This is a genomic window from Burkholderia sp. AU16482, assembly GCF_002223285.1.
GTDB classification, from domain to species: Bacteria; Pseudomonadota; Gammaproteobacteria; order Burkholderiales; family Burkholderiaceae; genus Burkholderia; species Burkholderia semiarida.
This window is the reverse complement of record NZ_NKEY01000006.1, coordinates 971,611-998,173: the sequence shown is the minus strand read 5'-3', so window position 1 is coordinate 998,173 and position 26,563 is coordinate 971,611. Positions and strand designations below refer to the sequence as shown.

The following is a 26,563-nucleotide window of genomic DNA, read 5'->3' as shown; positions in this document are numbered from 1 at the left end:
TTACAAATGCGCGATCGAAGCTGACGCCGCGATTCACGCCGCCGCGCAGGATCGCCGACGTTCGTGACACCCACATTTCGAGACACGAAATCATGAAAACGTTTTTGTCCGTGCACGGGGCACGGGAGATCGGACGGGAACGGCCCGGCGAGCGCGGGCCGGGACGCGACGTCGGTGCCGGTCGCACCGACGCGCTTCAGTGCTGCGACGCGGGGCGCGCGAGCCGCGCGGTCACGGCGTCGGCGAGCGCGCTCAGGCGCGCGCGGATCGCCGTGTTCGAACCGACCAGCGCGAGCGACGCCGCCATGATCCGGTAGACGCGCTTTCTCGGCACCTTGGCCGGCTGCGCCGGGTCGAGCCACGCAGCGTGGCCGGCCAGCAGTTCGAGCGTTTCGAGGCCGATCATGATCGGCCACAGGCAGGCGAGCCGAAGCCGCACGAAGCGGCGCGGGATCGCGAGCGTATACAGGCATGCGTCGCGATACTGGTCGAGCGCGCCGCGCAGCAGGTCGACCAGCACGCCGCGTGCGCGCGCCGACGCATCGGGCCGCATCAGGTCGGCCACGACGAGCCCGTGCGCGCGCAGCACGTCGTCGGGCAGGTAGCAGCGGCCAATGCGCAGGTCCTTCGCGCAATCGCGCAGGATGTTCGTCATCTGCAGCGCCTTGCCGAAGCGGATGCCCTTCTCGCGCATGTCCGGCAGGTCCCAGCCGCGCGCGGCGCGCGTGTGCGCGCCCGTCATGTCGGTCCAGAATTCGCCGACGCAGCCGGCGACGAGGTACGTGTAGCGGTCGAGTTCGCCCCGCGTGGGCAGCGATGCGACCTGCCCCGACCGCTCGTCCGGAAACGTGCGCAGGTCGAATTCCATCCCCGCGGTGAGCGTCGCGACGACCTTGCGGATCGACGCGCGATCGACCTCCGACTGCGCGCGCAACAGCGCGAGCATCGGTTCCATCGAACCGAGCAGCAGGTGTTCGTGCGAATCGGTCTGCATCCGCGTCACGTCCTCGAGCGAACGCGACAGCGCCGCACCGTCGCCGAGACGCTCGATGTCGTCGCGCAGGTCGGTCAGCAGCGCCGCGCGCCGGTCAGGCGCGACGAGCGCCGTGTCGGCGATCGTATCGGCCGCGCGTGCAAGCAGATACGCAAGGCCGACCGGGTCGCGCATGCCGTCGGGCAGCACGCGCAGCGTCAGGTAGAAGGAGCGGGATACGTTCTTCAGCAGGTCGCCGAGCAGATAGGCAGGATCGGTATGGGTCGTCATGAGTCGGGAAAAATCGGCCGGCGCGGGCCCCGGGCGCACACGGGCGCCGGGCGCCCGCGCCGGCCCGCGAGTCGCCGCATCGTCGCGCGCGGCGGGCGTCGGCCCCGGTGCGGCGATGCAAAATTCCCGCAAGTTTAGTGCATCCGGCGCGCGGGTTCGCTGTGACGGCCGGAATGCGATGTGCGCAAGGCTGCCGTCGCTCGCGCTGCCGCGCCCGTCGCCCCTTCAAAACAGAACGGAAAGGTCCAAGTAATAAATATGTAATTATTCGATGCGACGATCGCGCACCGTTCGATTCCGTTCTGCCCGGCTTCTCGCCGGGCCGCCGACTCGAGCGCCCTTTCCGACTCCGTTTCGAAGGTTCAACGACATGCTCCTCAAGCGCCCGACCTCCCTGCGCTATGCCCCGTTCGCCTGCGCCGCCGCGCTCCTGCTCGCCGCGTGCGGCGGCGACGACGCCCTGACGCGCGATCCCACGCAGCCGATCTCCGCGAAGGTCCAGGTGGTCGGCCATCGCGGCGCGAGCGCGCTGCGCCCCGAACACACGCTCGCGTCGTATCGCAAGGCGATCGAGGACGGCGCGGACGTGATCGAGCCCGACCTCGTGTCGACGCGCGACGGCGTGCTCGTCGCGCGCCACGAGAACGAGATCTCGGGCACGACGAACGTATCGGCGCTGCCGCAGTTCGCCGGCCGCAAGGCGACCAAGACGATCGACGGCGCGCAGTTGACCGGCTGGTTCACCGAGGATTTCACGCTCGCGGAGCTGAAGACGCTGCGGGCGCGCGAGCGCATTCCGCAGGTGCGCCCCGCGAATACGGCCTACAACGACCAGTTCGAGATTCCGACGTTCGACGAGATCGTCGCGCTCGCGAAGCAGATGTCCGCGCAGACAGGCCGCACGATCCATCTGTACCCGGAAACCAAGCATCCGACCTACTTCCAGTCGATCGGCCTGCCGCTCGAGGACCGTCTCGTCGACGCGCTGCTGAAGGATTCATACACGTCGCGCACGGCGACCGTCTACATCCAGTCGTTCGAAGTCGCGAACCTGAAAGCGATCCGCAACCGGATCAAGTCAAGCCAACCGAACTGGCAGCTCGTGCAGCTGATGGACGAAGCCGGTCAGCGCCCGTACGACTTTGTGAAGGCGAACGACACGCGCACCTACGGCGACCTGTCGACGCGCGACGGCATGCGCGAGATCGCGACCTATGCGAACGGCGTCGGCCCGTACAAGACGTCGATCATCGCGGTCGCCGCAGACGGCACGCTGCAGCAGCCGACGCCGTTCGTGCGCTACGCGCACGAGGCCGGCCTCGTCGTGCATCCGTACACGTTCCGCCCGGAAAACAACTTCCTGCCCGCATCGCTGAAGGACGGCGGCACGCCGGCCACGCGCAACACGGGCGGCTCGGTGCGCGAGATCCAGGCGTACCTGCGCGCGGGCATCGACGGCTTCTTCACCGACGATCCGGCCGTCGGCCGCACGGCCGTCGATACGTTCAAGCGCTGACACGAAGCGCCGACCCGCACGCGACCGGGCGCCGCGCACGAGGTGCCGCGCCCGGTTGCACCGCGTCGGTCAGATCACGTTGAAGTGGTGCGTGCCGTCCCGCTTCAACTGGTCGACCAGCCCGTATTCCCAGTCGAGATACGCCTGCATCGCCGCGGCCGCGTTGTCGGTGCCTTCGTACGGGCGCCGATAGCGGTCGATGCGCGGCGACGCAAGACGGGTCTCGCCGCTCTCCAGCGGCAGCCCGGCGTCGATCCACGCGGCCGTGCCGCCGGTCAGCACGCGGATCTCGGCCGACGCCGGCAGCAGCGCGCGGGCGTCATCCGCCGCGAACCGCGCAAGCAGGCTCGATCCGCACGTGAACACGTAGCGCTTCGCGGGCGGAATCGCGGCCAGCGCGTCGCGCAACTGCGCACGCACGGCAAACCACGCGCCCGGCACATGACGCTTCACGTAGTTCGCGCTGGCCGTCACGTCGACGATCGCGAGCTCGCCGGGCGCGGCCTCCTTCAGCCAGCCGGCGAGCGTCGCGGGCGACACGTCGGCCGCGGGCGGCGTCGCGGGCACGTCGCGCGGCGGCTGGCCGCGCTCGACGAATGCCGCGGCGCCGGCCGGCTCGACCACGCGCACGTCCCAGCCCATCTGCGCGAGCCACGACGCGGTCATGTCCGCGCGCACGCCGTCGTCGTCGGCCAGCACGATCCGCGCGCCGCGCACGGCCGCATGATGGTCGGTCTCCTGCACGAGCTGGCCGCCCGGCGTGCTCAAGAAGCCCGGCAGGTGGCCGGCTTCGTATTCCTCCGGCGTGCGCACGTCGAAGCGGTACAGCGTGCGGCCCGGTTCGGCGAGCGCGGCGACGTCGGCCAGCGCGATGCGCGGCACGCCGGCGCGCTCGGCCACCGCGCGGGCGGCCCGACGCGCTTCGGCGCGCTGCGTCGCGTCGATCTCGTCCGGAAAGCGCCGTGCGGCGCCGCGCTCGAGCGTCTGGCCGGCCAGCGTCCAGCCGATCGTGCCGTTGCGCAGCGCGGCGACTGGGTTCGGCAGCCCCGCGTTGACGAGCGACTGCGTGCCGATGATGCTGCGCGTGCGGCCCGCGCAGTTGACGATCACCTGCGTGCGCGGGTCCGGCGCGAGCGCGCGCACGCGCAGCACGAGTTCAGCGCCCGGCACGCTGGTCGACGTCGGGATGTTCATCGTCTGGTATTCGTCGAAGCGGCGCGCGTCGACGATCACGACATCGGCTTTCGCGTCGATCAGCGCCTGCACCTCCTGCGCGGACAGCGACGGCGTATGACGCTCGGCCTCGACCCATTCGCCGAACGACTTGCTCGGCACGTTCACGTCGATGAACAGTTCGCCGCCCGCGGCGACCCAGCCGGCGAGGCCGCCGTCGAGCAGCCGCACGTCGGTGTAGCCGAGCCGCACGAGCGTCGCGGCCGCGCGCGGCGCGAGATCCTCGCCGCCCGCTTCGCCGAACACGACGATCGGCGTGTCGCGGCGCGGAATCCGCGTCCACGCGTCGAGTTCGAGCTTCGACAACGGAAAATTGGCGGCCCACAGCGGATGGCCCTGCGCGTACGGATCTTCCTCGCGTACGTCGATCAGCGCGATCTCGTCGCGGGCAAGCAGGCGCGCGCGTACGTCCTGGTACGACGCGACGGGGAAACGGGAAAGGGAATCTGCGGAGTGCGTCACGATGTCTCTGGGTTGAATACGTTGAAGTCGGTGAAGAAAACGGAACGGCTCGATCGTGGCCCTGCCGCCGCGCGCCCGCCACGGGCCGCGCGAGCGGGCGTTGCGTCAGGCATTCGAATAGCCCGACACGAACGGCTTCACGGTACCGTCGTCCAGGTAAACCGCGCGCTCGACCTTGCCGATGTTCGCGCCGTACACGTGGATGCTGATCGATACGCGGTCGGCAAATGCGTTGGTCACGCGGTGAACGTCGCCGATGCGCGGCGACACGGCCTCGACCTCGCCCGGCCGCAACCGCACGGCGTCGCCCGCGGGCACCGGCCTGCCGGCCGCGTCGAACCGGTACGGCTGCGAGAACTCGCCGCCGCGCAGCATCCCGATCAGCCCCCACACCGTGTGATCGTGGATCGGTGTCGCCTGGCCCGGCCCCCACACGAAGCTGACGACCGAGAAGCGCTCGTCCGGGTCCAGATGCAGCAGGTACTGCCGGTAACGCTCGGGATCGGGCTGCGCGAATGCGTCGGGCAACCAGTCGTCGTGCTCGACGAGCGCGGCGAGCAGCGCGCCGCCCTCGTCGAGAATGCGCGCCTCGTTCGCGCCGGACGCGAGCAGCGCATCCAGACCATCGACGAACGGACGCAGCGGCGTCTGTTGCAACGAAAGCGTACTCATCGGCCGTCTCCTCGAATATGATGCCGAATATGATGGATCGTCATGATGCACCCGAAAGACCATGCAGAACAAACATGAAAATTAGCGATATCGACGCTTTTGCAGCGGTCGTCCGCTGCCAGACCCTGAGCCAGGCCGCGGCCGAGCTCGGGATGACGCAGCCCGCGATCACGCGGCGCGTCCAGAATCTCGAGGAAACGCTCGGCGTGACGCTGCTCGACCGCAACACGAAGCCGCCGCGCCCGACCGACATCGGCCGGCAGGTGTTCGAGCAGTGTCGCGCGATCCTGCGCGAGGTCGACGCGCTGCGCGAACTGACGGCCGGCCAGCAGCCGCCCGCCGGTGAATTCAGGATCGGGCTCACGCAGGGCCTTGGCGAACTGATGCTGCCCGCGCTGATCGCGGATCTCGCCGCGCAGTGGCCCGCACTCGCGACGCAGGTCACGACCGCATGGGGCGGCCTGCTCGTCGACCGCATCGCCCGCCGCGAACTCGATGCGGCGCTGGTCTTCCTCGCGCGCGAGATGGTGCTGCCGGCGCAGGTCGAGGGTGAACGCTTGCTGGCCACGCGGCTCGTCGCGGTCGGCCGCAAGGGCGACTGGCCGCGCCGCAGCTACCGGCTCGCCGATTGCCACGCGCGCGGCTGGGTGCTCAACCCGGACGGCTGCGGCTTTCGTGCGGGCCTGCGGCGCGCGCTCGACGCGCAGGGCCTGCCGATGCCGGTCACGCTCGATGCGTACGGCCGCGACCTGCAACTGCAGAGCGTCGCCAACGGCTTCGGCCTCGGGCTGATGCCGCTGCCGCTCGTCGAAGGCAGCCCGCTGCGCGACGCGCTCGATATCGTGCCGCTTGCCGATTTCAAGCCGCAGATCGATCTGTGGCTGCTGCGCCGGCACGATGCCGCGCGCCTCGACGCGCCGCTCGCGGCCGTCGCCGCGCATGCGCGCACGGCGTTCGCGCTGCCCGAGCAATCGCACGACAAGGCCGCGTAACGTAGCCTCGGTGGCCGCGGTAGCCTCGGTGGCCGCGCGGCGCCTGCGTCGCGCCGCGCCGTTGCCGTGCGCGGCAACCTGGCCCGGCTCACGCATCGCGTCGACCGCCTTCGCTCCCGGTGCGTGACGTCGCGTCCGCCCCTGCATTCGTCTGCCCGCGCGTCGCCACGTCGAGCGCCGCCCGCCCCGCCGCCACCGCGATCGCATCGTCCTGCGGTGTATGCACGCGGCTGCACAGCACGTCGCGATAGTGGCGTTCGAGCGGATTGCCGCGGCTCAGCCCGTGATTGCCCGACAGCTTCAGCGCTTGCTCGACCGTCCGGATCGCGTGCTCGGTCACGGTGCGCTTGACGAGGCCGCTGGTCGTCACCGACGGCGCGTTGCCGGCGTCGGTGCGCGCGATGTGATCGTCGAGCAGCACACGGTTCGCGTGCAGCCAGCCTTCGATTTCCCCGACCGCCTCCTGCACGCGCGGCAGCGTCGCGAGCGGGGCGCCGAGCCCGCTCGGCGCACGCGTCGTCGCGAATTCGACGAGCCAGTCGCGCGACGCACGCGCCACCGCGTCGTACAGGCTGCCGAGCAGCACGACCATCCACGCCTGCTGGTCCGCCTGCGCGTCGGCATCCGCATGAGTGGCGGCCGATACGGTCCATGCGTCCGGCGCGCGTACGTCGACTGCATGGTCGGCCGGCAGCGGCACGTCGTCGAACACGACTTCGTGGCTGCCGGACGCACGCAGGCCGAGGTGATTCCAGCTTTCGATCACGCGGATGCGATCGCCGTCCGCCGCGGGGTCGCGCGGCACGAGAAACACGCCGACGCGCGGCGCCGGTTCGTCGGTGCGCGCCCACACGGCCAGCCAGCGCAGCGCCGGAATCCCGGTACTGTAGAGCTTGTGGCCCGACAGCCGCCAGCCGTCGCCATCGCGGCGCGCGAGGGTCGCCGGCAGCCCGCCGCGCGACGGCGAGCCGAGCGCCGGCTCGACGCGCAGCGCGTTGATCAGCGCGCCGTGCGCAACCGCGCTGTCGAACACCGCGCGCCGCACCTGCGCGGGCCAGCGGTTGTCGGCGCGGCCGAGCGCGCGGTGCTGCAGATACGTCATCGTCAGTACCAGCGCGGTTGCCGGATCGGCCCGCGCGACGGCCGCGACGATCCGGCTCGCCCGCGCCAGCGTCGCCCCGGCGCCGCCATGCTCGCGCGGCACGACCTGCGCGATCAGCCCGGCACGATGCAGTCGCGCGAAGTTCTCGTGCGGAAAGCGGGCCTCGACGTCGTTGCGGGCCGCATCGGCGGCGAGTTCGGGAGTGAGACGCTCGAGCAGCGCGGCGAGGCGCGCGTCGTCCGTCTCGTCGATGGCGTCGGCGTGGGCGGGCTTGGCGGCGTCCGCGGGCAGCAGGCGCAGCGAGGGTTGCGGTGGCGGCGAGGAAACGGCAAGGCTGGCGGACATCGAAACGGATTCCCTGGGTAGGTCGAACACGGCGGCGGAACGACGAAAACGGCGGGCGCAAACAGCAGGCGAAAACAGCGCCAACGCGCGCCCGATCATTCACGAGCCCACAGCGTATGCGCAACCCATACGGCCCCAAACCATGCAAATCTGATATTCAAATCCGGATTGATTATTTCCATTCCGCATGATCCCGGCGTTAACCTGCGCTCCATTCCTGCCCGGCCGTGCGCCGGGACATCCCTGCACCGGAGACCCAGATGAGCGTCGAATTCATCGGCATGATCCAGAGCCAGAAGCAGTCGGAAATCCACCCGGCGTCCGGCCCCGTGGTCGATCCCGACTATGTGCGCGACTTTGCCCGCGCCCACGAAACGGCCGGTTTCGACCGGATTCTCGTGCCGCATCACTCGACCGGCCCGTCGGCGACGCTGACGATCGCGTTCGCGGCGGCCGCGACCGAGCGCATCCATTTCATGCTCGCGCATCGCCCCGGCTTCACCGCGCCGACGCTCGCCGCGCGGCAGATCGCGACGCTCGACCAGTTCAGCCGCGGCCGGCTCGCCGTGCACTTCATCTCCGGCGGCTCGGACAGCGAGCAGCAGCGCGACGGCGATTTCCTCGATCACGACGCGCGCTATGCACGCACCGACGAATACCTCGGCATCCTGCGGCGAATCTGGACGGAAGCGCAGCCGTTCGATCACGACGGCGCGCATTACCGGTTCAAGCAGGGTTTCTCGGAAGTGAAGCCGTTCCAGCAGCCGCACGTGCCGATCTACTTCGGCGGCGCGTCGGAAGCCGCGCTCGCGGTGGCCGGCAAGCACGCGGACGTGTACGCGCTGTGGGGCGAATCGCTCGACCAGGTGCGCGACCTGACGACGCGCGTGCGCGCCGAAGCCGCGAAACACGGCCGCCAGGTGCGCTTCTCCGTATCCTTCCGCCCGATCCTCGCGGCGACCGAGGACGAAGCGTGGGCGCGTGCGCACCGCATCCTCGACGAAACGCGCCGGCTGCGCGAAGCGGCCGGGCTCGGCGCCGGCGGCCCACAGCAGAGCGAAGGCGCACGCCGCCTGCTCGCCGCGGCCGAGCGCGGCTCACGCGTCGACAAGCGGCTGTGGACCGAGATCGCGAAGCTCACCGGCGCGCGCTCGAATTCGACGGCGCTCGTCGGCACGCCCGAACAGGTCGCCGACGCGTTGCTCGACTACTACGACCTCGGCGTGACGACGTTCCTGATCCGCGGCTTCGACCCGCTGGAAGACGCGATCGACTACGGCCGTGAACTGATTCCGCGTGTGCGCGGCGCCGTCGCCGCACGCGACGCGGCGCGCCGCGCGGCCTGAGCCCAACGGAGCCATACGGAGCCCTACGCGATCATGTCCGCCGTCCTGTCCTCGCCCAACCGTACCGCATCGGGCCTCGTGCTCGCCGACACGCCGCGCCAGCACTTCTGGTTCGATCCGCCCGCACCGCGCCTCGACGTCGCCGCCGAGCGCCGCCACCGGCAGGAGCGGCTCGCGGCCGCGTTCCGCCTGTTCGCGCGCTTCGGCTTCGCGGCGGGCCTCGCGGGCCACATCACAGCACGCGATCCGGAGCTGCCGGATCATTTCTGGGTGAACCCGCTCGGCGTGCATTTCTCGCAGATCAAGGTCTCCGACCTGCTGCTCGTCAACGCACGGGGCGAAACCGCGATCGGCAAGCGGCCGCTGAACAAGGCCGCGTTCGCGATCCATGCGGCGATCCACGAGGCCCATCCGCACGTGGTCGCCGCCGCGCACACGCATTCGACGTACGGCAAGGCATGGTCGACGCTCGGCCGCCCGCTCGATCCGCTCACGCAGGACGCGTGCGTGTTCTACGAGGATCACGCGCTGTTCGACGATTTCACCGGGATGGTCGTCGACACCAGCGAAGGCGCGCGGATCGCCGATGCGCTCGCGAAGCCGGACGGCACCACGCACAAGGGCGTGATCCTGAAGAACCACGGGATCCTGACGGCCGGCCCGACGGTCGAGGCCGCCGCGTGGTGGTACATCGCGCTCGACAACGTCGCGCACACGCAGTTGCTGGCCGAAGCGGCCGGCACGCCGCAACCGATCGATCACGCGACCGCGCGCCATACGCACGGCCAGATCGGCGGTCCCGACGGTGCGCTGCATGCGTTCGACAGCCTGTTCGCGCGCGTCGTCGCCGACGAACCCGACCTGCTCGATTAGGGCCTGTTCACGCCAATAACGGACTTGCGCCACACCGGAGACCAGACCATGACCCAAACCACCGCACCCGCGCCCCACGACGCGCACGACGACCAACGCCGCCGGCTGCTGCGCGCGGCCGGCGCCGCCGCGCTCGCCGTGCCGGCAATCACGCTCGGCCGCCACGCGTGGTCGGCGCCGCCGCTGAAGAAGCTCACGTTCGCGTGGAACCAGAACGCGTTCTGCCTGACGCCGATCGTCGTCGCGCAGGAGCGCGGCTTCTTCGAGAAGAACGGGCTGCAGGTCGAGCTGATCAACTACAGCGGCTCGACCGATCAACTGCTCGAATCGATCGCGACCGGCAAGGCCGATGCGGCGGTCGGGATGATCCACCGCTGGCTGAAGCCGCTCGAAGCCGGCTTCGACGTGAAGATCATCGGCAGCTCGCACGGCGGCTGCGTGCGACTGCTCGGCGCGAAGGCGGCCGGCGTCACGACGCTGCAGGCGCTGAAGGGCAAGACGGTCGGCGTCAGCGATCTGGCCGCGCCCGGCAAGCACTTCTTCTCGATCCTGCTCGCGAAGAACGGCGTCGATCCCGAGCGCGACATCACGTGGCGGCAGTATCCGGCCGACCTGCTCGGCGTCGCGGTCGACAAGGGCGAAATCCACGCGATCGCCGACGGCGACCCGAATCTCTACCTGCTCGAAAAGCGCAGCAACGGCGCGTATACCGAACTCGCGACCAACCTGTCCGGCGAATACGCGCGCAAGGTGTGCTGCGTGATCGGCGCGCGCGGCGATCTCGTGCGCAACGACCGGCCGTCGGCCGCCGCGCTCGCGCGCTCGATCGTGCAGGCCACCGAGTACACGCACGACAACCCGAACGAAGCCGCGAAGGTGTTCGCGAAGTATTCGCCGAAGATCAGCCCCGAGGATCTGCGCAAGCTGTACGCGACGCTCACCTACACGCACCACCCGACCAACGTCGACCTGCAGCAGGAAATCGCGTTCTATGCGGACGACTTCCGCCGCATCAGCGTGCTGAAGAAGAGCACGGACCCGCAGCGCTTCGCGCAGCAGGTCTATGCGAACGTACTGGGGTAACGCGATGTCGACGATCGAACATGCGTCCGCCGCACGCGCCGCATCGGCCCCGGCCGGCGCCGCCAACGCCAATGCTTCCGCGCGAGCGGCCTGCACGACCTGCGACGCCGCGCTGGCCGCGGAAGCCCGGCGCGCGCGCACCTGGCCGACCGGCATCGCCGCCGCATTCGCGTGGGCCGCGCTCGGCGCGCTGACGCACCTGTGGCCGAACCGAATCGTCGGCTTCAGCGACTGGGCGTACACCGACACGTTCGGCACGGCCGCGTGGACGATCGCCGCGCTGCTGCTCGTCGCCGCGACGCTCGGCCATCGCGTTCCCGCGACCCGCACGCGGCTCGCACGCGTTCGCCCGGCCGGCCCGTGGCTCGTCGCGCTGCCGCTCGTGCTCGCCGCGTGGGAAATCGTCACCGCCAAAACCGGCTGGCTGCCGACGCCGTTCTTCGCGCCGCCGCAGGCGCTGATCGAGGTCTACGTCGACGACTGGCCGCGCCTCGCCGGCAGCGCCGGCAACACGCTGAAGCTGCTCGCGCTCGGCTTCGCGTACGGCGTCACGGTCGGCTTCGCGGTGGGCGTGTCGATCGGCTGGTCGCGCCGGATCGGCTACTGGGTGCATCCGGTGCTGCGCGTGCTTGGGCCCGTGCCGGCCACCGCGCTGCTGCCGCTCACGTTCTACTTCTTCCCGTCGAGCTATTCGGCCGCCGCGTTCCTGATCGCGCTTGCAACCGGCTTCCCGGTCGCCGTGCTGACGTGGTCGGGCGTCGCGAGCGTGAACAAGCAGTACTACGACGTCGCGCGCACGCTCGGCGCGAACGCGCGCTTCCTCGTGCTGCGCGTCGCGATTCCGGCCGCGCTGCCGCACGTGTTCGTCGGCATCTTCATGGGGCTGAGCGCGTCGTTCACGGTGCTGGTCGTCGCCGAGATGATGGGCGTCAAGTCGGGGCTCGGCTGGTATTTGAGCTGGGCGCAGGGCTGGGCGTCGTACGTGAACATGTATGCGGCGCTGATCGTGATGGCGCTGCTGTTTTCCGGGTTGATCGCGCTGCTGTTCGCGGTGCGCGACCGCGTGCTCGCCTGGCAGAAAGGAACCGTCAAATGGTAAGCGCCGCCGTACTCGAACCGTCCGCCGCCACTGCTGCGGCGCCCGCCGTCGCGCCGCCGCGCGGCGCACGCATCGACATCCGCCGCGTGAGCCATGCGTTCGGCGGCCCCGGCGGCGCGCTGCCGGTGCTCGACGACGTGTCGCTGTCGGTCGCGGCCGGCGAATTCGTCGCGCTGCTCGGCCCGAGCGGCTGCGGGAAATCGACGCTGCTGCGCCTCGTCGCGGGGCTCGACGCCGCCAACCAAGGCCGAATCGCGCAGGACGGCGTGGCGATCGAGCGCCCCGATCCGTCGCGCATCGTCGTGTTCCAGGACCCGACGCTGTACCCGTGGCGGCGCGTGCGCGCGAACGTCGCGCTCGGCCTCGAAGCGCGCGGCGTGGCACGCACCGCGCAGCATCGCGTCGACGATGCGCTCGCGCGCGTCGGGCTGGAGGACTTCGCGAACGTGTTTCCGCATCAGTTGTCCGGCGGGATGGCGCAGCGCGTCGCGCTCGCCCGCGCGCTCGTCAACGACCCGCGCCTGCTGATTCTCGACGAACCGCTCGGCAAGCTCGATTCGCTGACGCGGCTCACGATGCAGGCCGAGCTGACCGCGCTGTGGCAACGCGACGGCTTCTCCGCGCTGCTCGTCACGCACGACGTGGAAGAAGCGCTGTTTCTCGCGCAGCGCGTGATCGTGTTCGGGCCGCGCCCGGCACGGATCGTCGCCGAACTGCGCGTCGACCTGCCCTACCCGCGCCATCGCGGCGACCCGCGCCTCGCCGAATTGCGCCACGACGCGCTGCGGCATCTCGGGCTCGATGCGAGCTGGTAGATGCCGGGTGCCGTTCGACGTTCGAATGCGGTCCGCCGGAGGCGCGCGCGATGAACGCGCCGCCGTTCGCCGACTGGGCCATCGCGTTCCTGCAACTGCTGTATCGCGCGCAAATCGCGTTGGCGCATGGGTTGCACGCGATCGGCCTGACCGGCGACGCCGACGGCCAGGCCGCGTGGCCGTGGGCACACCGCATCGCGCTTGAAACGCTGCGCATCGACGCGGGGCTCACGCGGCAACTCGCGTTCGCGTGTACGTTGACGGCGCTGGCCGTCGGGCTCGCCTGCGCCGCGCTGGCTTCGCGCAAGTGGCGTGTCGCGACGGCCATCGCCGCGCTGGCCGTCGCGTGGTTCGCGCCGTGGCCGCCCGCTTCGCTGTGGCTCGCGCCCGCCGTGCCGACGAGCTTCCAGCGCGACCCCGCGCCGTTTTCCGTGTCGAACGTGATGCGCGGTGCGCACCTGTATGCGCAACATTGCGCGGCCTGCCACGGCGCGGACGGACGCGGGGAAGGCCCGCTCGCGGCCACGCTCGCGCACTGGCCGCCGACCTTCGCCGGCGCGCTGCTCGCGCGTCGGCTCGACGGCGAACTGTTCTGGCGCGTGCGCCACGGCACGCGGGACGAGCACGGTGCGTCGACGATGCCCGGCTTCGCGGCGACGCTCGGCCCGCAGGACACATGGGCCGTGCTCGATTACCTGAAAGCGCTGGCCGCCGGCAGCAGCGCACAGGCGGAAGGCGCGTGGCCGGTGCCCGTCCCGCTGCCGGCGCTCGACGTGCGGTGCGGCGACGCCGCGCCCCAGGCGCTCGAGCGCTGGCGCGAAGGCCAGCGCGTGCGCGTCGTTGCGCTCGCGGCCGGCGCGACACCACCGCAGGAAGACGCGCGCTGGCAAACCTTGCTCGTTACCGAACGCGGCGCGCCCGTGCCGCCGTCAGCCGGCCCGCGTGCGAACTGCGTGGCAACGACCGCCGATGCGTGGCGCGCGTTCGCGACGATCGCCGGCGTCGCGCCCGATTCGCTCGCCGGCACGCAACTGCTTGCGGATCGGCGCGGCTGGCTGCGGGCGCGCGCATTGCCGGGCGGCGCCGGCTGGTCGGATGCCGACCTGCTGTGCCGCTCGGACACGGTGGCCCGCCCGGCCGCGCGCGCCACGAGCGGCGACGCACTGACCGCGCTGCTGCTGCGCGTCGACCAGGAACCCGTGCGCGACGTACAGGCCGGGCTTCCGCATTGAATCCCTGAACCTTTCTTGAACCGAACTTCACGATGAATCCGACCCGACGCCATTTCCTCGCGCAGGCGAGCGCCCTTGCCACGATCGCCGCCGCCCCGGCCGCCGTGCGCGCGCAGTCGGGCGTACGCCCGCTGCTGCGCGCCGGCGACCAGAAAGGCGGGCTGCGCGCGCTGCTCGAAGCGGCCGGCGAACTGAACGGGCTCGCGTACGACATCGCGTGGACCGAATTCCCGGCCGCCGCGCCGCTCGCGGAAGCGCTGAACGCGGCCGCCGTCGACTGCGGGCCGATCGGCGACGCGCCGGTGATCTTCGCGCTCGCCTCGGGCGCCCGCATCAAGGTGATCGGCGCGAACCGTTCCGATCCATACGGCACGGCCGTGCTCGTGCAACCCGACGCCGCGCTGAAAGGCGCGGCCGACCTGAAAGGCAAGCGCATCGGCACGACGCGCGGCTCGATCGGCCATTTCGTCACGCTGAAGGCGCTCGATGCGGCCGGCCTGCCGCCCGATGCGGTGTCGTTCCGCTTCCTGCCGCCGGCCGACACGATGCTGGCGCTCGCCACCGGTTCGATCGACGCGTGGGCGACCTGGGAGCCCTACACCGCGCTCGCCGAAACGAGCGGCCGCGCGCGCGTGCTGGTCAACGGCCGCGGGCTGTGGTCGGGCCTCAGCTATCTCGCGGCGACCGACGCGGCGATCGCATCGAAGCGCGACGTGCTGCACGATTTCCTGCGGCGCGTCGTGCGCGCGCAGGCCTGGTCGTACCGGCACGTCGACGCGTATTCGGCGGCGCTCGCACGCATCATCGGCATTCCACCGGCCGCCGCGAAGCTGCAGTTCGAGCGCCGCGGCACGCGCTGGCAGCCGATCGACGCAGCGGTGATCGCCGAACAGCAGCGCACGGCCGACTTCTACCTGAAGGCCGGGCTGCTGCGCCAGCCGCTCGACGTGCGCACGACCTTCGATACGGGTTTCCCGCTCGCCTGACGGACCGCGTGGCGGCGCACGACCGCCCGAACGGCTCACGCATGATCTGGCACAATCGCGATTCGATCATCCCGCCTCCAGCCAGCGTCACGTCATGCCAGCCATCACCGAACTCTTCGTCTACCCGATCAAATCCTGCGCCGGCATCGCGCTGTCGCGCGCGCAACTGCTCGAAACGGGCCTCGCGTACGACCGTCACTGGCTGATCACCGATCCGCACGGGCAGATGCTCACGCAGCGCACACACCCGCGCCTCGCGCTGATCCGCCCGACGCTCGAGCGCGATGCGCTCGTGCTGAACGCGCCGGGCATGCCGGAAATTCGCACGCCGCTCGACGGTGACGCAACGCCCGCCACACCGAAGATGGCCGCCACCGTGTGGCGCGACACGGTCGACGCGATCGACACCGGTGCCGACACGGCCGCGTGGCTCACCGAATTCCTCGGCGTGCCGACGAAGCTCGCGCGCTTCAGCCCCGACGCACGCCGCGGCTGCAACCGCAAATGGACCGGCGACATCGATACGCATACGCAGTTCGCGGACGGTTATCCGCTGCTGGTGATCGGCCAGTCGTCGCTCGACGACCTGAACGCGCGGCTTGCCGCGAAGGGCGCGCCGGCGATCCCGATGAACCGCTTCCGGCCAAACATCGTCGTGTCGGATCTCGATGCGTACGAAGAGGATTTCGTCGAGCATCTCGACGCCGGCGGCGACACGCCGGTGCGGCTGCGGCTCGTCAAGCTGTGCACGCGCTGCCCGGTGCCGACGATCGACCAGGCCACCGGCACGCCGGACCCGGCATGGCCGCACGAGCCGACCGACACGATGCAGACCTATCGCGCGAACCCGAACTACGACGGCGCGCTGACGTTCGGCATCAATGCGATCGTCGTCGAAGGCGCCGGCGCGTGGCTCGAAGTCGGGCAGCCCGTCGAAGCGGAGATCGGCTTCGGCGATTGAGCCGGACAGCGCGGCCCGCTACTACGCGCGCCGTCATACGGCGCGCGGCATCGCGTCGTTCACCGCCGCCGGCAGCCGGATCGTCACGATCAGCCCGCCGCCGGCCGCATCGGCCAACGTCACGCTCCCCTGATGCACGCGCGCGATTTCCCGCACGATCGACAGCCCGAGCCCGGTGCCTTCGACCGTCTGCGTCTTGCTGCCGCGATGGAAGCGCTCGAACACCGCGTCGCGTTCGTCGGCCGGAATGCCCGGCCCGTCGTCGATCACGTCGAGCCGCGCCGCTTCGCCGTCGCGCGAGACACGCACCGTGATCACCGCATGGTCGCCCGCATAACGGATCGCGTTGTCGATCAGGTTGCCGATCATCTCGCCGAGCAGGTCGGACTGCCCGAGCACGTCGACGTCTGCCTCGTGCTCGAAGCCAAGATCGATGTCGCGCGCGCGGGCGACGGGCGACCAGTCGAGCGTCACGCTGCGCGCGAGCCGGTGCAGCGCAACCGGCTTGTGCGCGACCGCATGACCGCTGTCCGAATCGAGCCGCGACAGCGACAGCAATTGCTGGACGATCTTCGCGGCCTGCCGCACCGCGCCGTTCGCGCGCCGCAGGTGCACGTTCATGCGCGGCTGCTCGTCGGGCCGCAGCGCGAGCTCGACGCCCGCCTGCACCGCCGCGAGCGGCGTCTTCAACTGATGGGCCGCATCGGCGAAGAAGCGGCGCCGCGCCACCTGCATCCGCTGCGTGCGGCCGATGTACTGGTTGATCGAATCGACGAGCGGCGCGAGTTCGCTCGGCATCGCGCCCGTGTCGAGCGGCGTCGTGTCGTCCTCGCTGCGCGCGGCGACGGTCGCCGACAGCCGGTTCAGCGGCCGCAGCCCGCGCCCGACGCCGAGCCACACGATCCCGAGCGCCAGCACGACGAGCAGCCCTTCCTGCAGCAGCGACCCGATCAGGATCTCGCGCGCGAGCGCCTGGCGCGCCTCGATCGTCTCGCCGACCATCACCCACACGATGCGCGATTGCGCGGTCGGCACGTCGTGCACCGGGATGCGCAGCGCGGCCATCCGCAATTGTTCGCCGCGATACACGACGTCGTAGTAGCGCGTGACGAACAGCGCGCCGTCGCCCGCGTCGCGCCCGCGCGGCAGCGGCAGGTCCGGATAGCCGGTGACCGTGCGGCCGTTGTCCTCGCGGATCAGGTAGTAGATCTTGCCGCCGTCGCTCGATTCGAGCATTTCGAGCGCGAGATACGGGAGGTCGACCTCGATCTCGCCGTCGTTGAGCCGCACGCCTTCGCGGATCGACTTCAGCGACGACGACAGCGTGCGGTCGAACGCGACGTGCGCGGCGCTCATCGCGCGCTGGTACGTGAGCCACGAGTCGAGCGCGAGCAGGCCGAGCAGCGGCAGCAGCAGCCACAGCGCGACCTGCGCGCGCAGGTTCGGGCGGGTCATCATGCGTTCGGCCGGGCCGCGCCAACGATCGCAGGCGCCGCGTCGGCCGCCGGCGAGCACGAGCGAGCGCGACGGGCACTCATTCGGCCGTCCCTTCCTTTGCTTCGAGCAGATAGCCGAGCCCGCGCAGCGTGACGATCGCGACGCCGGTGTTCTCCAGCTTCTTGCGCAGCCGGTATACGTAGATCTCTATCGCATCGGCGTTGACCGACTCGTCGAGCCCGAAGATCTTCTCCGACAGCGTGTCCTTGTTGATCGCGCGGCCGTTGCGCAGGATCAGCACCTCGAGCACCGAGCGCTCGCGCGGCGTGAGCGACAGCGGCTCGCCCGCGAGATGGAAGCTCCGATCGATACTGTCATACGAAAGCGGCCCGCATTCGACCCGCGAATGCTCGTGGCCGAGGCTGCGCCGGATCAACGCGCGGGCGCGCGCCTCGAGTTCGGTCAGCTCGAACGGTTTCGCGAGATAGTCGTCGGCGCCGAGATCGAGCCCTTTCACGCGATCCTCGACCGAACCGTGCGCGGTGAGAATCAACACCGGCACCGGGTTGCGGCGCGCGCGCAGCCGCCGCAGCACCTCCAGCCCGTCGAGCTTCGGCAGCCCGAGATCGAGGATCACCAACGCGTAATCCTGCGTGCGCAGCACGTGGTCCGCCGCCTCGCCGTCGGCCATGTGATCGACCGCGAAGCGCGCGGCGCTCAGCGCATCGCTCAGCGACTGGGCCAGGTTGGGGTTGTCTTCGACGAGCAGCACACGCATGGGGATTCCGGTAAGGTCAGCGACAGCCCGCTACATTACATGATCCTTTCCGTCTCCACGCCTCGCGCAAACACGGGTTGCGCGGGTGCCGCGAACGGGCCGCGTCGGCGGCGGCGGCGTCGGATATGCGGCGCGGACGGCCGCGTATGCGCGGCATGGTGGCCAAGTCCTCGGGCAACTGCTGGCCGCGCCCGCGTAGCCGGTCACCCCGCGTCGCGTCCCCCTGTTGCGCCGCGAAACCCGCGTGGCCCCCGGGAAATCCATGACGCGAACGGCGCAATCGCGAACGGAAATGAAAGCGGGCTGAAAGTGCCCCGCCCGTAACATCCGCGTCATTCGAACAACATCGACGCATCACTGGAGGAAGACATGCCGTTTGCACCGAAGCACCTCGCCGCCGCGCTGGCGGTCGTCCTGGGCACTGCCGCCGGCAGCGCCGCCGCGCAGGTTCCGGCCGGCTACCCGGGGAACTACCAGGGCGTGATCGACGCCGCGAAGAAGGAAGGCAAGCTGATCGTCTACTCGACGACCGACACGGGCCTCGTGCGTCCGCTGATCAAGGACTTCGAAAGCCTGTACGGCGTGAAGGTCGAGTACAACGACATGAACAGCACCGAGCTGTACAACCGCTACATCAGCGAGAACGCGGCGAGCAGCACCAGCGCCGACGTGCTGTGGAGCTCGGCGATGGACCTGCAGGTCAAGCTCGTCAACGACGGCCTGATGGCGACGTACGATTCGCCCGAAAGCCCGAACGTGCCGCAATGGGCGCAGTACCAGAAGCAGGCGTACGGCACGACGTTCGAGCCGCTCGCGATCGTCTACAACAAGCGGCTGATCCCCGAGAACGAGGTGCCGAAAACCCGCGCCGACCTGATCAAGCTGCTCACCACGCAGGCCGACAAGTTCAAGGGCAAGGTCACGACCTACGACATCGAGAAATCGGGCGTCGGCTTCAACTACCTGACCCAGGACGCGCACGTAAACGAGAAGGTCACGTGGGAACTCGTGAAGGCGATCGGCGCGACCGGCCCGAAGCTGCAGTCGAGCACGGGCGCGATGATGGAGCGCATCTCGTCGGGCGAGAACCTGATCGGCTACAACATCATCGGCTCGTATGCGTACGCGAAGGCGAAGAAGGACAAGTCGATCGGCTACGTGTTTCCGAAGGACTACACGCAGGTCGTGAGCCGCCTCGCCACCGTGTCGAAGAAGGCGAAGAACCCGAACGCCGCGAAGCTGTGGGTCGACTACCTGCTGTCGAAGCGCGGCCAGACGCTGATCGCGAACCAGGCGAACCTGTACGCGATCCGCGCGGACGTGACCGGCGAAACGTCGGCCGCGAGCCTCACGAAGGAACTCGGCGATTCGCTCAAGCCGATCCAGATCGGCACCGGCCTGCTCGTCTATCTCGACCAGTCGAAGCGCCTCGCGTTCCTGAAGCAATGGCAGCAGGCGATCAAGCGCTGAGCCGCTGACGCCGGGCCGCCCGCCGCACGGCGCGCGGGCGGCCCCTTCCCCTTACCGACTTCCTTGAGGCGGCCATCCGGATGGCCGCAGGGGCGAACTCATGCTTTCCACCAGCACACGCGGCACGGCACCGGCCGTTCCGCCCGCCACCGGCCCGCGCGACGCGATTCCCGCGCTGCCGGTCAGCAGCCTGCAGCCGCTCGCCGGCATGCTGCGCTGGATCGTCGTCGCGGTACTGACCGTCGCGGTCGCGCTGCCGCTCGGCTTCATCCTGTTCCAGAGCCTGCTGTCCGCGCCGTTCTTCGACGCGAACAAGACGCTCGGCATCGAAGGCTTCCGCTTCATCTTCAGCGATCCCGATTTCTGGTCGGCCGTGAAGAACTCGTTCATCATCGCCGGCGGGATGCTGTTCATCTCGATCCCGCTCGGCGGCATCCTCGCGTTCCTGATGGTGCGCACGGACCTGCCCGGCCGCCGCTGGCTCGAACCGCTGCTGCTCACGCCGGTGTTCGTGTCGCCGATGGTGCTCGCGTTCGGCTACGTGGTCGCGGCCGGCCCGGTCGGCTTCTACTCGGTGTGGTTCAAGGAGCTGTTCGGGGCGCAGAGCGTGCCCTGGAACGTGTATTCGATCTTCGCGATCACGGTGATCGTCGGCCTCACGCACGTGCCGCACGTGTACCTGTATTCGTCGGCCGCGCTGCGCAACCTCGGCTCGGACGTCGAGGAAGCCGCGCGCGTGGCGGGCGCCCGCCCGTTCCGCGTCGCGCTCGACGTGAGCCTGCCGATGACGATGCCCGCGCTGCTGTTCGCCGGCGTGCTGGTGTTCTTCCTCGGCTTCGAGGTGTTCGGGCTGCCGCTCGTGCTCGGCGACCCGGAAGGCCACCTCGTGCTCGCGACCTACCTGTACAAGCTGACCAACAAGCTCGGCGTGCCGTCGTATCACCTGATGGCCGCGGTCGCCGTGTGCATCGTCGCGATCACCTTCCCGCTCGTGCTGCTGCAGCGCCGCCTGCTGAAGACCGCGAACCGCTTCGTCACCGTGAAGGGCAAGGCCGGCCGCGCGACCGTGCTGCCGCTCGGCGTGTGGCGCTGGGTCGCGCTCGCGATCGTCGCGCTGTGGCTCGCGCTGACCGTGATCGTGCCGATCTCGGGCATCTTGCTGCGCGCGTTCGTGACCAACTGGGGCGAAGGCGTGCCGCTCGGCGAAGTGCTGACGCTGGCGAACTTCGTCGAGCTGTTCGAGCAGGACAACCTGGTGCGCGCGATCGTCAACACGCTCGGCATCGGCGTGATCGGCGGCGCGCTCGCGATCGGCTTCTACTCGCTCGTCGCGTTCGCCGGCCACCGCCGCCCCGACTGGGCGACCAGGCTGCTCGACTACCTCGTGCTGCTGCCGCGCGCCGTGCCGGGCCTGCTCGCCGGTCTCGCGTTCCTGTGGATCTTCCTGTTCGTGCCGGGCCTGCGCGAACTGAAGAACTCGATGTGGAGCATCTGGATCGCGTACACGGTCGTGTGGCTCGCGTACGGGATGCGGCTGATCCAGAGCGCGCTGCTGCAGGTCGGCCCGGAACTCGAGGAAGCCGGCCGCAGCGTCGGCGCGACGCGCAGCCGCGTGTCGCTCGACGTCACGCTGCCGCTCGTGCGCTTCGGCCTGCTCGCCGCGTGGCTGCTGATCTTCATGATCTTCGAGCGCGAATACTCGACCGCCGTCTACCTGCTGTCGCCCGGCACCGAAGTGATCGGCGCGCTGCTCGTGTCGCTGTGGGCGACCGGCGCCGTCGATCAGGTCGCCGCGCTCTCTGTCATCAACATCGCGATGGTCGGCGCCGGTCTCGGCGTGGCCCTGCGCTTCGGAGTGAAACTTCATGGATAAGCTCATCGTCGACGATCTGCACCTCAGCTACGGCGCCAACCCGATCCTCAAGGGCGTGTCGTTCGAACTGAAGGCCGGCGAAGTCGTGTGTCTGCTCGGCGCGTCGGGCAGCGGCAAGACCACGCTGCTGCGCGCGGTGGCCGGCCTCGAACAGCCGTCCGACGGCCGCATCCAGCTCGACGAGCGCGTGTTCTTCGACAGCGCGCGGCGCATCGATCTGCCGGTCGAGCAGCGCTCGCTCGGCCTCGTGTTCCAGTCGTACGCGCTGTGGCCGCACCGCACCGTCGCCGACAACGTCGGCTACGGGCTCAAGCTGCGCCGCGTGGCGCCTGCCGAACAGAAACACCGCGTGCAGGCGGCGCTCGACCAGCTCGGCCTCGGCCATCTCGCCGAACGCTTTCCGCATCAACTGTCGGGCGGCCAGCAGCAGCGCGTCGCGATCGCCCGTGCGCTCGTCTACAACCCGCCGGTGATCCTGCTCGACGAGCCGCTGTCGAACCTCGACGCGAAGCTGCGCGAGGAAGCGCGTGCGTGGCTGCGCGAGCTGATCGTGTCGCTCGGACTGTCGGCCCTGTGCGTGACGCACGACCAGACCGAAGCGATGGCGATGTCCGATCGCATCCTGCTGCTGCGCAACGGCCGCATCGAGCAGGAAGGCACGCCGGCCGAGCTGTACGGTGCGCCGCGCTCGCTGTATACCGCCGAATTCATGGGCAGCAACAACCGGATCGACGCGCGCGTCGCGGCCGTCGACGGCGAACGCGTGACGCTTGCCGGCGACGGCTGGGAGTTGCAGGCGCTGGCCCGCGACACGTTCGCGCCGGGCCAGGACGCGCAGGCCGTGATCCGTCTCGAGCGCGTGCAGGTGGCCGACGGCCCGGGCGCGAACCGGCTGCAGGCCGACCTCGTCACGTCGATGTATCTCGGCGACCGCTGGGAATACCTGTTCCATTGCGGCGAGATGCGCCTGCGCGCGTTCGGCCACGTGCCGCGCGCGGCCGGCAAGCACTGGATCGAATTCCCGGCCAACGACTGCTGGGCGTTCGCGAAAGCGGGCTGATCCGCATCGCGGCGGCTCGCGTGCCGCCGCGCCGGCTTTCAAGCCGCCCCTTTGCGACTCGCATCGGCGGACGCTTCACGGCGTCCGCCGCTGGCGCGCCGCGTACCCGTTTTCTGTTTCAACCCGCCCACAATAATCTAGGAGACACCGTCAAAATGAAGTCACGCGCAGAACGCTCGATTCGAACAGTAGTCCTCACCAGTTCGGCCGCGGCAGCCTGTCTCGCCGCGCCGGCCGCGCACGCGCAGTCGTCGGTCACGATATACGGGATCATGGACGCGGGCATCGAATACACGAACCATGCGGCACCGGAGGGCGGCAATGCGTTCAAGCTGAAGTCGGGCAACAAGAACACGTCGCGCTGGGGCTTGCGCGGCGTCGAGGATCTCGGCGGCGGATTGAAGGCCGTGTTCCGCCTCGAAAGCGGCATCGATCTCGCGAATGGCGCGTCCGACGACGGCCCCGACTCGATCTTCGCGCGCCGCGCGACGGTCGGCCTGAAAGGCAAATGGGGCGAACTGTCGCTCGGCCGCAACTTCACCGTCACGTACGACTACATGCTGCCGTTCGACCCGATGGGCTACGCGCAGAACTACTCGTGGGCGACCTCGTCGATGGCGACGGGCGGCCGCAAGGACGGCCTGTTCACGCGCTCGTCGAACGCGGTGCGCTACGACGGCGAATTCAGCGGCTTCAAGTTCGGCGCGCTGTACGGTTTCGGCAACGTGCCGGGCAGCGTGAAGACCAGCTCGAAATACGATTTCGCGGTCGGTTACGAGACAGGGCCGTTCGCGGCCGTGGTCACGTTCGACCGGCAGAACGGCGCGGCCGACAGCGTCACGCCGGCCGATACCGTCAACTACATTCAAGGCATCCACGCGGGCCTGAGCTACGACTTCGGTAACCTGAAAACGATGGCCGGCTATCGCAACTATCGGCGCACGTATCACACCACGGCCGCGAACCAGTTGAGCGACATGTATTGGCTCGGCGGGTCGTACCAGTTCACGCCGACGTTCTCGTTGATCGCGGCCGTCTACCACCAGAACATCAAGGGCGGCACGGATGCCGACCCGACGCTGGTGTCGGTGCGTGCGCAGTACGCGCTGTCGAAGCGCACGGTGCTGTATGCAGCCGGTGCGTTCGCGATCGCGAAGCACGACCAGAAAGTCGGCGTGTCGCGCGATTTCAATGGGTACGGCACGACGCAGGTGGGGGTCACGGCGGGGATTCAGCAGCGGTTCTGACCGCTCCGACATGACGGCGGGCAGAGGACGGTGCGAGCGTTTCCGGGCGCGTCGCCCTCTGCTTCGTCGCATGTCGGGGCGCGGCACGGGCGACCGAAGAAACACGTTGAAACGGATGCGCGAGCAACGTGCCGGCGATTCGCTGAGCACGCGAACACCATGGCGGCTCGTTCAGAGAATCGCCCGGTAAGCTTCGAGCGCCTTGCAGGTCTGAACCATCCCCTGCCGCTGCAGGATGTCGAGGTAGCGATCCACCATCATCGGAGGATGCTTGAGCATTTCGCGTTGTCGCCGTGCTGCGCCGACAACCGCAGCCGGCTCGAGATCGAACAGATTGTCGACGAACACGTCGGGATGCTGCGCCTCCACCCCGTACGCCGACAGCACTGCGTCGGGAAAGTCCTTCTGGTTGAACGTCACGATCACACTGGCGTTGCAGCGGATCGCGGCGGCCAGTACATGCCGATCATCGGCATCCGGCAGCCTCAGGCCCTCGATCAACGCTTCGTACCCGGTCACCAGCGCATCAGGTATCGCGCGATCCATCAGACTCGCAGTCCGGTCGAGTTGTGCGGCGCCGAGGTCCGGGCGCTTGCGCAACAGGTTCCGTTTCCATTCGTTATGGATATCGGCACTCCAGCGAGCCCTGAAACACCCGCTCAATGCGAGCCACATCAGGAAATCGCGCAACGGTGCCGGGTACAGCACGCAGGCATCATAGACCGCCGTGAATGGCGAACTCGTCATTCGTAGCCCATCCCGAATTCCTGCGCTTGCCGCCCCAACTCTTCCATCGCATTGGCGCTCGCCCGATCGCGTTCGGTCTTGTAACGCATCAGATCGGAAAAGCGCACACGACGATGCTTGCCGGTCTTGTGATACGGCAGCGCCTTCGATTCGAGCAGCTTGATCAGGTGTGGACGGGACACATTGAGCAGGTCGGCTGCTTCCTGCGTGGTCAGTTCCGCGTGAACGGGCACGACCTTGACCGCATTGCCATCTGCAAGCTCCGCGAGGATGTCGACCAGCAGACGCAGTGCAGAAGTCGGAAGCTCGACCTGATGGGCGCGATTTTCGTCATCGAAAATCTGGATGCGCTGTATTTCCGTTCGCGTGGCCAGATAAGCCGCCAGCGCACGCTGTCCTTCGACCGCCGCCTGCACCTCGCGCTCCACCGGCAAGATCGTATCGGACATCGAGGTATGGGCCATCGCGCGCTCCCAAGCAGGGTTCTCAAATGCGCCATCTTATTCGAAATAAACGAAAATCGCAATAAACGAAAATCGATAGAGCCCTTATAAGACCGCCGAACCTCGATATCAGTCAATACGCGCCGTCACCCGGCTTCTGGTCCTTCCGCGTACAGAGTGACGACCGCGGCCCGCTCGTCGCCGTTCAGTCACCACGCATCGTGAACACCAAACGCACGGCGCTGCTCGTATCGCCCCAGTGCTCGCCGACAGCCGACAGCGGCACCGTGCGCGTGTCGATCGTCAGGCCCGCCGGCGCGGCGGCATCAAACACACCACGGATAGCACCCAGCAAGCCCGGCAACGGCACGCTGCCCAGACCGCTGCCCATCAGTTCGATCGCGGTCGCCCGCAGCACGGCGCCGGGCACCGGCAAGTCCGCGCCGCCGATCGAGCCGATCTGCACGAAACGCAGCCGCCGGCCGCCGGGTGTCGCTTTCGCGGCCGCGCCCAGCAGTGTCTGCGCGCTGGCGCCCCACAGATAATCGAGCACGACATCCACGCCCGCACGGAAATGCGGTTCGAGCGCCCGCGCCAGATCGGCGTCGTCCTGCTGCAGCGACACGACAGCATCCGCGCCGGCCTTCAGCAACGCCTGCAACGCGGCCGCGTTGCGGCCCGTCGCGATCACCTTCGCCGCACCGAGATGCTTCGCGATTCGCACCGCGAGCCGCCCGGACGTACCCGTTGCACCGTTGACGAGCACCGTCTCGCCCGCGACGAACCGCGCGCGTTCGGTCAGCGCCGCCCACGACGACATCCCCGGAATCGCGATCGCCGCGGCGGTGACATCGTCAAGCGTGTCCGGCAGCGGCACGCACTGCGTATCGGGCACGATCGTGCGTTCGGCCATCGCGCCGAACGGCACGGGGGCGCCGAAGAAGTAGACGCGCCGACCGTCGTCGAGACGCCCCACGCCGTCGACACCGACGACGAACGGATAGCGTCGATCCGACGAGTAATGCGTGCCGGCCGCGCGCCCCTGTGCGATGCGGCTCAGCGCGGACGCCGTCACGTCGATCAGGCTGTGGCCCGGCATCGCGCGCGGCGGTTCGAATTCGGTATAAACCGGGCGCTGTCCAGCGCCTTCAACAACTGCTGCTTTCATGGTGGTTCCTTCAATCTGGACGGTGGATCTTTACCGGGCGTCGAGCCACGCGCGCAGCGCGGGATCGCGCACTTCCAGCACGTCGAACAGGCCGAGCGCGCGCAGCGCGGGCAGCGCATCGATCGCATCGGCCTCCGCGCGCGCCCTGTCCGCCGGCGCGGCATTCGGATCGGTCAACACACGGGCATTGACCAGAAAAGCGCCAACCGTGCCCTTGCGGATCGTCGTTCCGCCGGCATCGATCTGGTTGGCATGGTCGGGAAGCATTTGTTCGGCTCGCATCGCGTCGTACTCCGGTTGTCATCGATGGACGCAGTGTAGGCGTGCAAATCCGGCCGTTCTCCGGTATAACGGCCATT

At 69.2% G+C, this 26,563-nt stretch carries 24 protein-coding genes; 14 read left to right on the top strand and 10 right to left on the bottom strand.

The features are described 5' to 3' along the window. Positions 1–196: 196 nt before the first annotated feature. Positions 197–1,264 (bottom strand): phytoene/squalene synthase family protein, encoded by a 1,068-nt coding sequence (locus CFB35_RS21855; protein ID WP_060011341.1) that lies wholly within the window; start codon positions 1,262–1,264, stop codon positions 197–199. Positions 1,265–1,634: 370 nt separating this feature from the next. On the opposite strand from CFB35_RS21855, the gene CFB35_RS21850 reads away from it, so the two are divergent. After that, the gene (locus CFB35_RS21850) at positions 1,635–2,780 is read left to right on the top strand and encodes a glycerophosphodiester phosphodiesterase (protein ID WP_060011339.1); all 1,146 of its coding nucleotides are present in this window, start codon (positions 1,635–1,637) and stop codon (positions 2,778–2,780) included. Positions 2,781–2,849: 69 nt separating this feature from the next. Here the strand turns inward: CFB35_RS21850 and CFB35_RS21845 are convergent, their stop codons facing one another. Continuing rightward, entirely contained in the window at positions 2,850–4,475 is a 1,626-nt protein-coding gene (locus tag CFB35_RS21845; protein WP_060011337.1) for a rhodanese-related sulfurtransferase, read from the bottom strand. Positions 4,476–4,580: 105 nt separating this feature from the next. Further along, on the bottom strand, positions 4,581–5,147 hold the full coding sequence (locus CFB35_RS21840) for a cysteine dioxygenase (protein ID WP_060011336.1): 567 nt from the start codon (positions 5,145–5,147) through the stop codon (positions 4,581–4,583). A gap of 17 nt (positions 5,148–5,164) precedes the next feature. Between CFB35_RS21840 and CFB35_RS21835 the strand changes: the two genes are divergently transcribed. After that, positions 5,165–6,139, top strand: coding sequence for a LysR family transcriptional regulator (locus CFB35_RS21835; RefSeq protein WP_179231774.1), 975 nt, complete (start codon positions 5,165–5,167; stop codon positions 6,137–6,139). Positions 6,140–6,227: 88 nt separating this feature from the next. Here CFB35_RS21835 and CFB35_RS21830 read toward each other — a convergent pair whose 3' ends face one another. Further along, the gene (locus CFB35_RS21830) at positions 6,228–7,586 is read right to left on the bottom strand and encodes an acyl-CoA dehydrogenase family protein (protein ID WP_060011331.1); all 1,359 of its coding nucleotides are present in this window, start codon (positions 7,584–7,586) and stop codon (positions 6,228–6,230) included. Between the two features lie 260 nt (positions 7,587–7,846). Between CFB35_RS21830 and CFB35_RS21825 the strand changes: the two genes are divergently transcribed. From CFB35_RS21825 to CFB35_RS21790, 8 genes are all read left to right on the top strand, one after another. Then, positions 7,847–8,932, top strand: a complete 1,086-nt coding sequence (locus CFB35_RS21825) for an LLM class flavin-dependent oxidoreductase (RefSeq protein WP_060011329.1) — start codon at positions 7,847–7,849, stop codon at positions 8,930–8,932. A gap of 33 nt (positions 8,933–8,965) precedes the next feature. Next, on the top strand, positions 8,966–9,805 hold the full coding sequence (locus CFB35_RS21820; RefSeq protein ID WP_060011327.1) for a class II aldolase/adducin family protein: 840 nt from the start codon (positions 8,966–8,968) through the stop codon (positions 9,803–9,805). Positions 9,806–9,853: 48 nt separating this feature from the next. Continuing rightward, positions 9,854–10,888, top strand: a complete 1,035-nt coding sequence (locus CFB35_RS21815) for an ABC transporter substrate-binding protein (protein ID WP_060011325.1) — start codon at positions 9,854–9,856, stop codon at positions 10,886–10,888. Positions 10,889–10,892: 4 nt separating this feature from the next. Then, a complete protein-coding gene (locus CFB35_RS21810; protein ID WP_060011323.1) occupies positions 10,893–11,987 on the top strand; it encodes an ABC transporter permease in 1,095 nt (364 codons plus the stop codon). Further along, positions 11,981–12,802 carry an ABC transporter ATP-binding protein gene (locus CFB35_RS21805; protein WP_059574561.1) on the top strand — a complete coding sequence of 274 codons (822 nt, stop codon included), beginning with the start codon at positions 11,981–11,983 and terminating at the stop codon, positions 12,800–12,802. The genes CFB35_RS21810 and CFB35_RS21805 overlap by 7 nt, the downstream gene beginning before the upstream one ends. 50 nt (positions 12,803–12,852) lie before the next feature. Beyond that, complete coding sequence (locus tag CFB35_RS21800) at positions 12,853–14,034, top strand: cytochrome c (RefSeq protein WP_059574563.1); 1,182 nt, start codon at positions 12,853–12,855, stop codon at positions 14,032–14,034. A gap of 32 nt (positions 14,035–14,066) precedes the next feature. Next, positions 14,067–15,020, top strand: coding sequence for an ABC transporter substrate-binding protein (locus CFB35_RS21795; RefSeq protein ID WP_059574565.1), 954 nt, complete (start codon positions 14,067–14,069; stop codon positions 15,018–15,020). 94 nt (positions 15,021–15,114) lie between these two features. Further along, the gene (locus CFB35_RS21790) at positions 15,115–15,981 is read left to right on the top strand and encodes an MOSC domain-containing protein (protein ID WP_059574567.1); all 867 of its coding nucleotides are present in this window, start codon (positions 15,115–15,117) and stop codon (positions 15,979–15,981) included. A gap of 33 nt (positions 15,982–16,014) precedes the next feature. On the opposite strand, the gene CFB35_RS21785 is transcribed toward CFB35_RS21790, so the two are convergent. Together CFB35_RS21785 and CFB35_RS21780 are read right to left on the bottom strand one after the other, a co-directional pair. Next, positions 16,015–17,436, bottom strand: coding sequence for a sensor histidine kinase (locus tag CFB35_RS21785; RefSeq protein WP_059574680.1), 1,422 nt, complete (start codon positions 17,434–17,436; stop codon positions 16,015–16,017). Positions 17,437–17,515: 79 nt separating this feature from the next. Further along, entirely contained in the window at positions 17,516–18,196 is a 681-nt protein-coding gene (locus CFB35_RS21780; protein WP_059574569.1) for a response regulator, read from the bottom strand. 369 nt (positions 18,197–18,565) lie between these two features. Here CFB35_RS21780 and CFB35_RS21775 point away from each other — a divergent pair, with 369 nt between their 5' ends. The 4 genes from CFB35_RS21775 (at position 18,566) to CFB35_RS21760 (ending at position 23,846) form a co-directional block, all read left to right on the top strand. Then, positions 18,566–19,666: an ABC transporter substrate-binding protein gene (locus tag CFB35_RS21775; protein WP_059574571.1), complete on the top strand. Its 1,101-nt coding sequence runs from the start codon at positions 18,566–18,568 to the stop codon at positions 19,664–19,666. Between the two features lie 100 nt (positions 19,667–19,766). After that, the gene (locus CFB35_RS21770; RefSeq protein ID WP_059574572.1) at positions 19,767–21,539 is read left to right on the top strand and encodes an iron ABC transporter permease; all 1,773 of its coding nucleotides are present in this window, start codon (positions 19,767–19,769) and stop codon (positions 21,537–21,539) included. Beyond that, complete coding sequence (locus CFB35_RS21765; RefSeq protein ID WP_059574573.1) at positions 21,532–22,599, top strand: ABC transporter ATP-binding protein; 1,068 nt, start codon at positions 21,532–21,534, stop codon at positions 22,597–22,599. Before CFB35_RS21770 ends, CFB35_RS21765 begins: the two co-directional genes overlap by 8 nt. A 155-nt stretch (positions 22,600–22,754) precedes the next feature. Further along, positions 22,755–23,846, top strand: a complete 1,092-nt coding sequence (locus CFB35_RS21760) for a porin (protein ID WP_059574575.1) — start codon at positions 22,755–22,757, stop codon at positions 23,844–23,846. A 171-nt stretch (positions 23,847–24,017) separates the two neighbouring features. Here CFB35_RS21760 and CFB35_RS21755 read toward each other — a convergent pair whose 3' ends face one another. The 4 genes from CFB35_RS21755 to CFB35_RS21740 all read right to left on the bottom strand — a co-directional run bounded on the left by CFB35_RS21755 (position 24,018) and on the right by CFB35_RS21740 (position 26,486). Then, a complete protein-coding gene (locus tag CFB35_RS21755; protein WP_059574577.1) occupies positions 24,018–24,593 on the bottom strand; it encodes a PIN domain-containing protein in 576 nt (191 codons plus the stop codon). Then, positions 24,590–25,057, bottom strand: coding sequence for a helix-turn-helix domain-containing protein (locus CFB35_RS21750; protein ID WP_059574579.1), 468 nt, complete (start codon positions 25,055–25,057; stop codon positions 24,590–24,592). The genes CFB35_RS21755 and CFB35_RS21750 overlap by 4 nt, the downstream gene beginning before the upstream one ends. A gap of 184 nt (positions 25,058–25,241) precedes the next feature. Next, on the bottom strand, positions 25,242–26,204 hold the full coding sequence (locus CFB35_RS21745) for a zinc-binding alcohol dehydrogenase family protein (RefSeq protein ID WP_059574581.1): 963 nt from the start codon (positions 26,202–26,204) through the stop codon (positions 25,242–25,244). 30 nt (positions 26,205–26,234) lie between these two features. Further along, positions 26,235–26,486, bottom strand: coding sequence for a hypothetical protein (locus CFB35_RS21740; protein WP_059574583.1), 252 nt, complete (start codon positions 26,484–26,486; stop codon positions 26,235–26,237). Positions 26,487–26,563 lie beyond the last annotated feature (77 nt).

Coding starts and splice junctions, on each gene's coding strand:
- CFB35_RS21855 (WP_060011341.1), bottom strand. CDS start 1,264: ATGACGACCCATACCGATCCTGCCTATCTGCTCGGCGACCTGCTGAAG.
- CFB35_RS21850 (WP_060011339.1), top strand. CDS start 1,635: ATGCTCCTCAAGCGCCCGACCTCCCTGCGCTATGCCCCGTTCGCCTGC.
- CFB35_RS21840 (WP_060011336.1), bottom strand. CDS start 5,147: ATGAGTACGCTTTCGTTGCAACAGACGCCGCTGCGTCCGTTCGTCGAT.
- CFB35_RS21835 (WP_179231774.1), top strand. CDS start 5,165: ATGATGCCGAATATGATGGATCGTCATGATGCACCCGAAAGACCATGC.
- CFB35_RS21830 (WP_060011331.1), bottom strand. CDS start 7,586: ATGTCCGCCAGCCTTGCCGTTTCCTCGCCGCCACCGCAACCCTCGCTG.
- CFB35_RS21825 (WP_060011329.1), top strand. CDS start 7,847: ATGAGCGTCGAATTCATCGGCATGATCCAGAGCCAGAAGCAGTCGGAA.
- CFB35_RS21820 (WP_060011327.1), top strand. CDS start 8,966: ATGTCCGCCGTCCTGTCCTCGCCCAACCGTACCGCATCGGGCCTCGTG.
- CFB35_RS21815 (WP_060011325.1), top strand. CDS start 9,854: ATGACCCAAACCACCGCACCCGCGCCCCACGACGCGCACGACGACCAA.
- CFB35_RS21810 (WP_060011323.1), top strand. CDS start 10,893: ATGTCGACGATCGAACATGCGTCCGCCGCACGCGCCGCATCGGCCCCG.
- CFB35_RS21805 (WP_059574561.1), top strand. CDS start 11,981: ATGGTAAGCGCCGCCGTACTCGAACCGTCCGCCGCCACTGCTGCGGCG.
- CFB35_RS21800 (WP_059574563.1), top strand. CDS start 12,853: ATGAACGCGCCGCCGTTCGCCGACTGGGCCATCGCGTTCCTGCAACTG.
- CFB35_RS21795 (WP_059574565.1), top strand. CDS start 14,067: ATGAATCCGACCCGACGCCATTTCCTCGCGCAGGCGAGCGCCCTTGCC.
- CFB35_RS21790 (WP_059574567.1), top strand. CDS start 15,115: ATGCCAGCCATCACCGAACTCTTCGTCTACCCGATCAAATCCTGCGCC.
- CFB35_RS21785 (WP_059574680.1), bottom strand. CDS start 17,436: ATGACCCGCCCGAACCTGCGCGCGCAGGTCGCGCTGTGGCTGCTGCTG.
- CFB35_RS21780 (WP_059574569.1), bottom strand. CDS start 18,196: ATGCGTGTGCTGCTCGTCGAAGACAACCCCAACCTGGCCCAGTCGCTG.
- CFB35_RS21775 (WP_059574571.1), top strand. CDS start 18,566: ATGCCGTTTGCACCGAAGCACCTCGCCGCCGCGCTGGCGGTCGTCCTG.
- CFB35_RS21770 (WP_059574572.1), top strand. CDS start 19,767: ATGCTTTCCACCAGCACACGCGGCACGGCACCGGCCGTTCCGCCCGCC.
- CFB35_RS21765 (WP_059574573.1), top strand. CDS start 21,532: ATGGATAAGCTCATCGTCGACGATCTGCACCTCAGCTACGGCGCCAAC.
- CFB35_RS21760 (WP_059574575.1), top strand. CDS start 22,755: ATGAAGTCACGCGCAGAACGCTCGATTCGAACAGTAGTCCTCACCAGT.
- CFB35_RS21755 (WP_059574577.1), bottom strand. CDS start 24,593: ATGACGAGTTCGCCATTCACGGCGGTCTATGATGCCTGCGTGCTGTAC.
- CFB35_RS21750 (WP_059574579.1), bottom strand. CDS start 25,057: ATGGCCCATACCTCGATGTCCGATACGATCTTGCCGGTGGAGCGCGAG.
- CFB35_RS21745 (WP_059574581.1), bottom strand. CDS start 26,204: ATGAAAGCAGCAGTTGTTGAAGGCGCTGGACAGCGCCCGGTTTATACC.
- CFB35_RS21740 (WP_059574583.1), bottom strand. CDS start 26,486: ATGCGAGCCGAACAAATGCTTCCCGACCATGCCAACCAGATCGATGCC.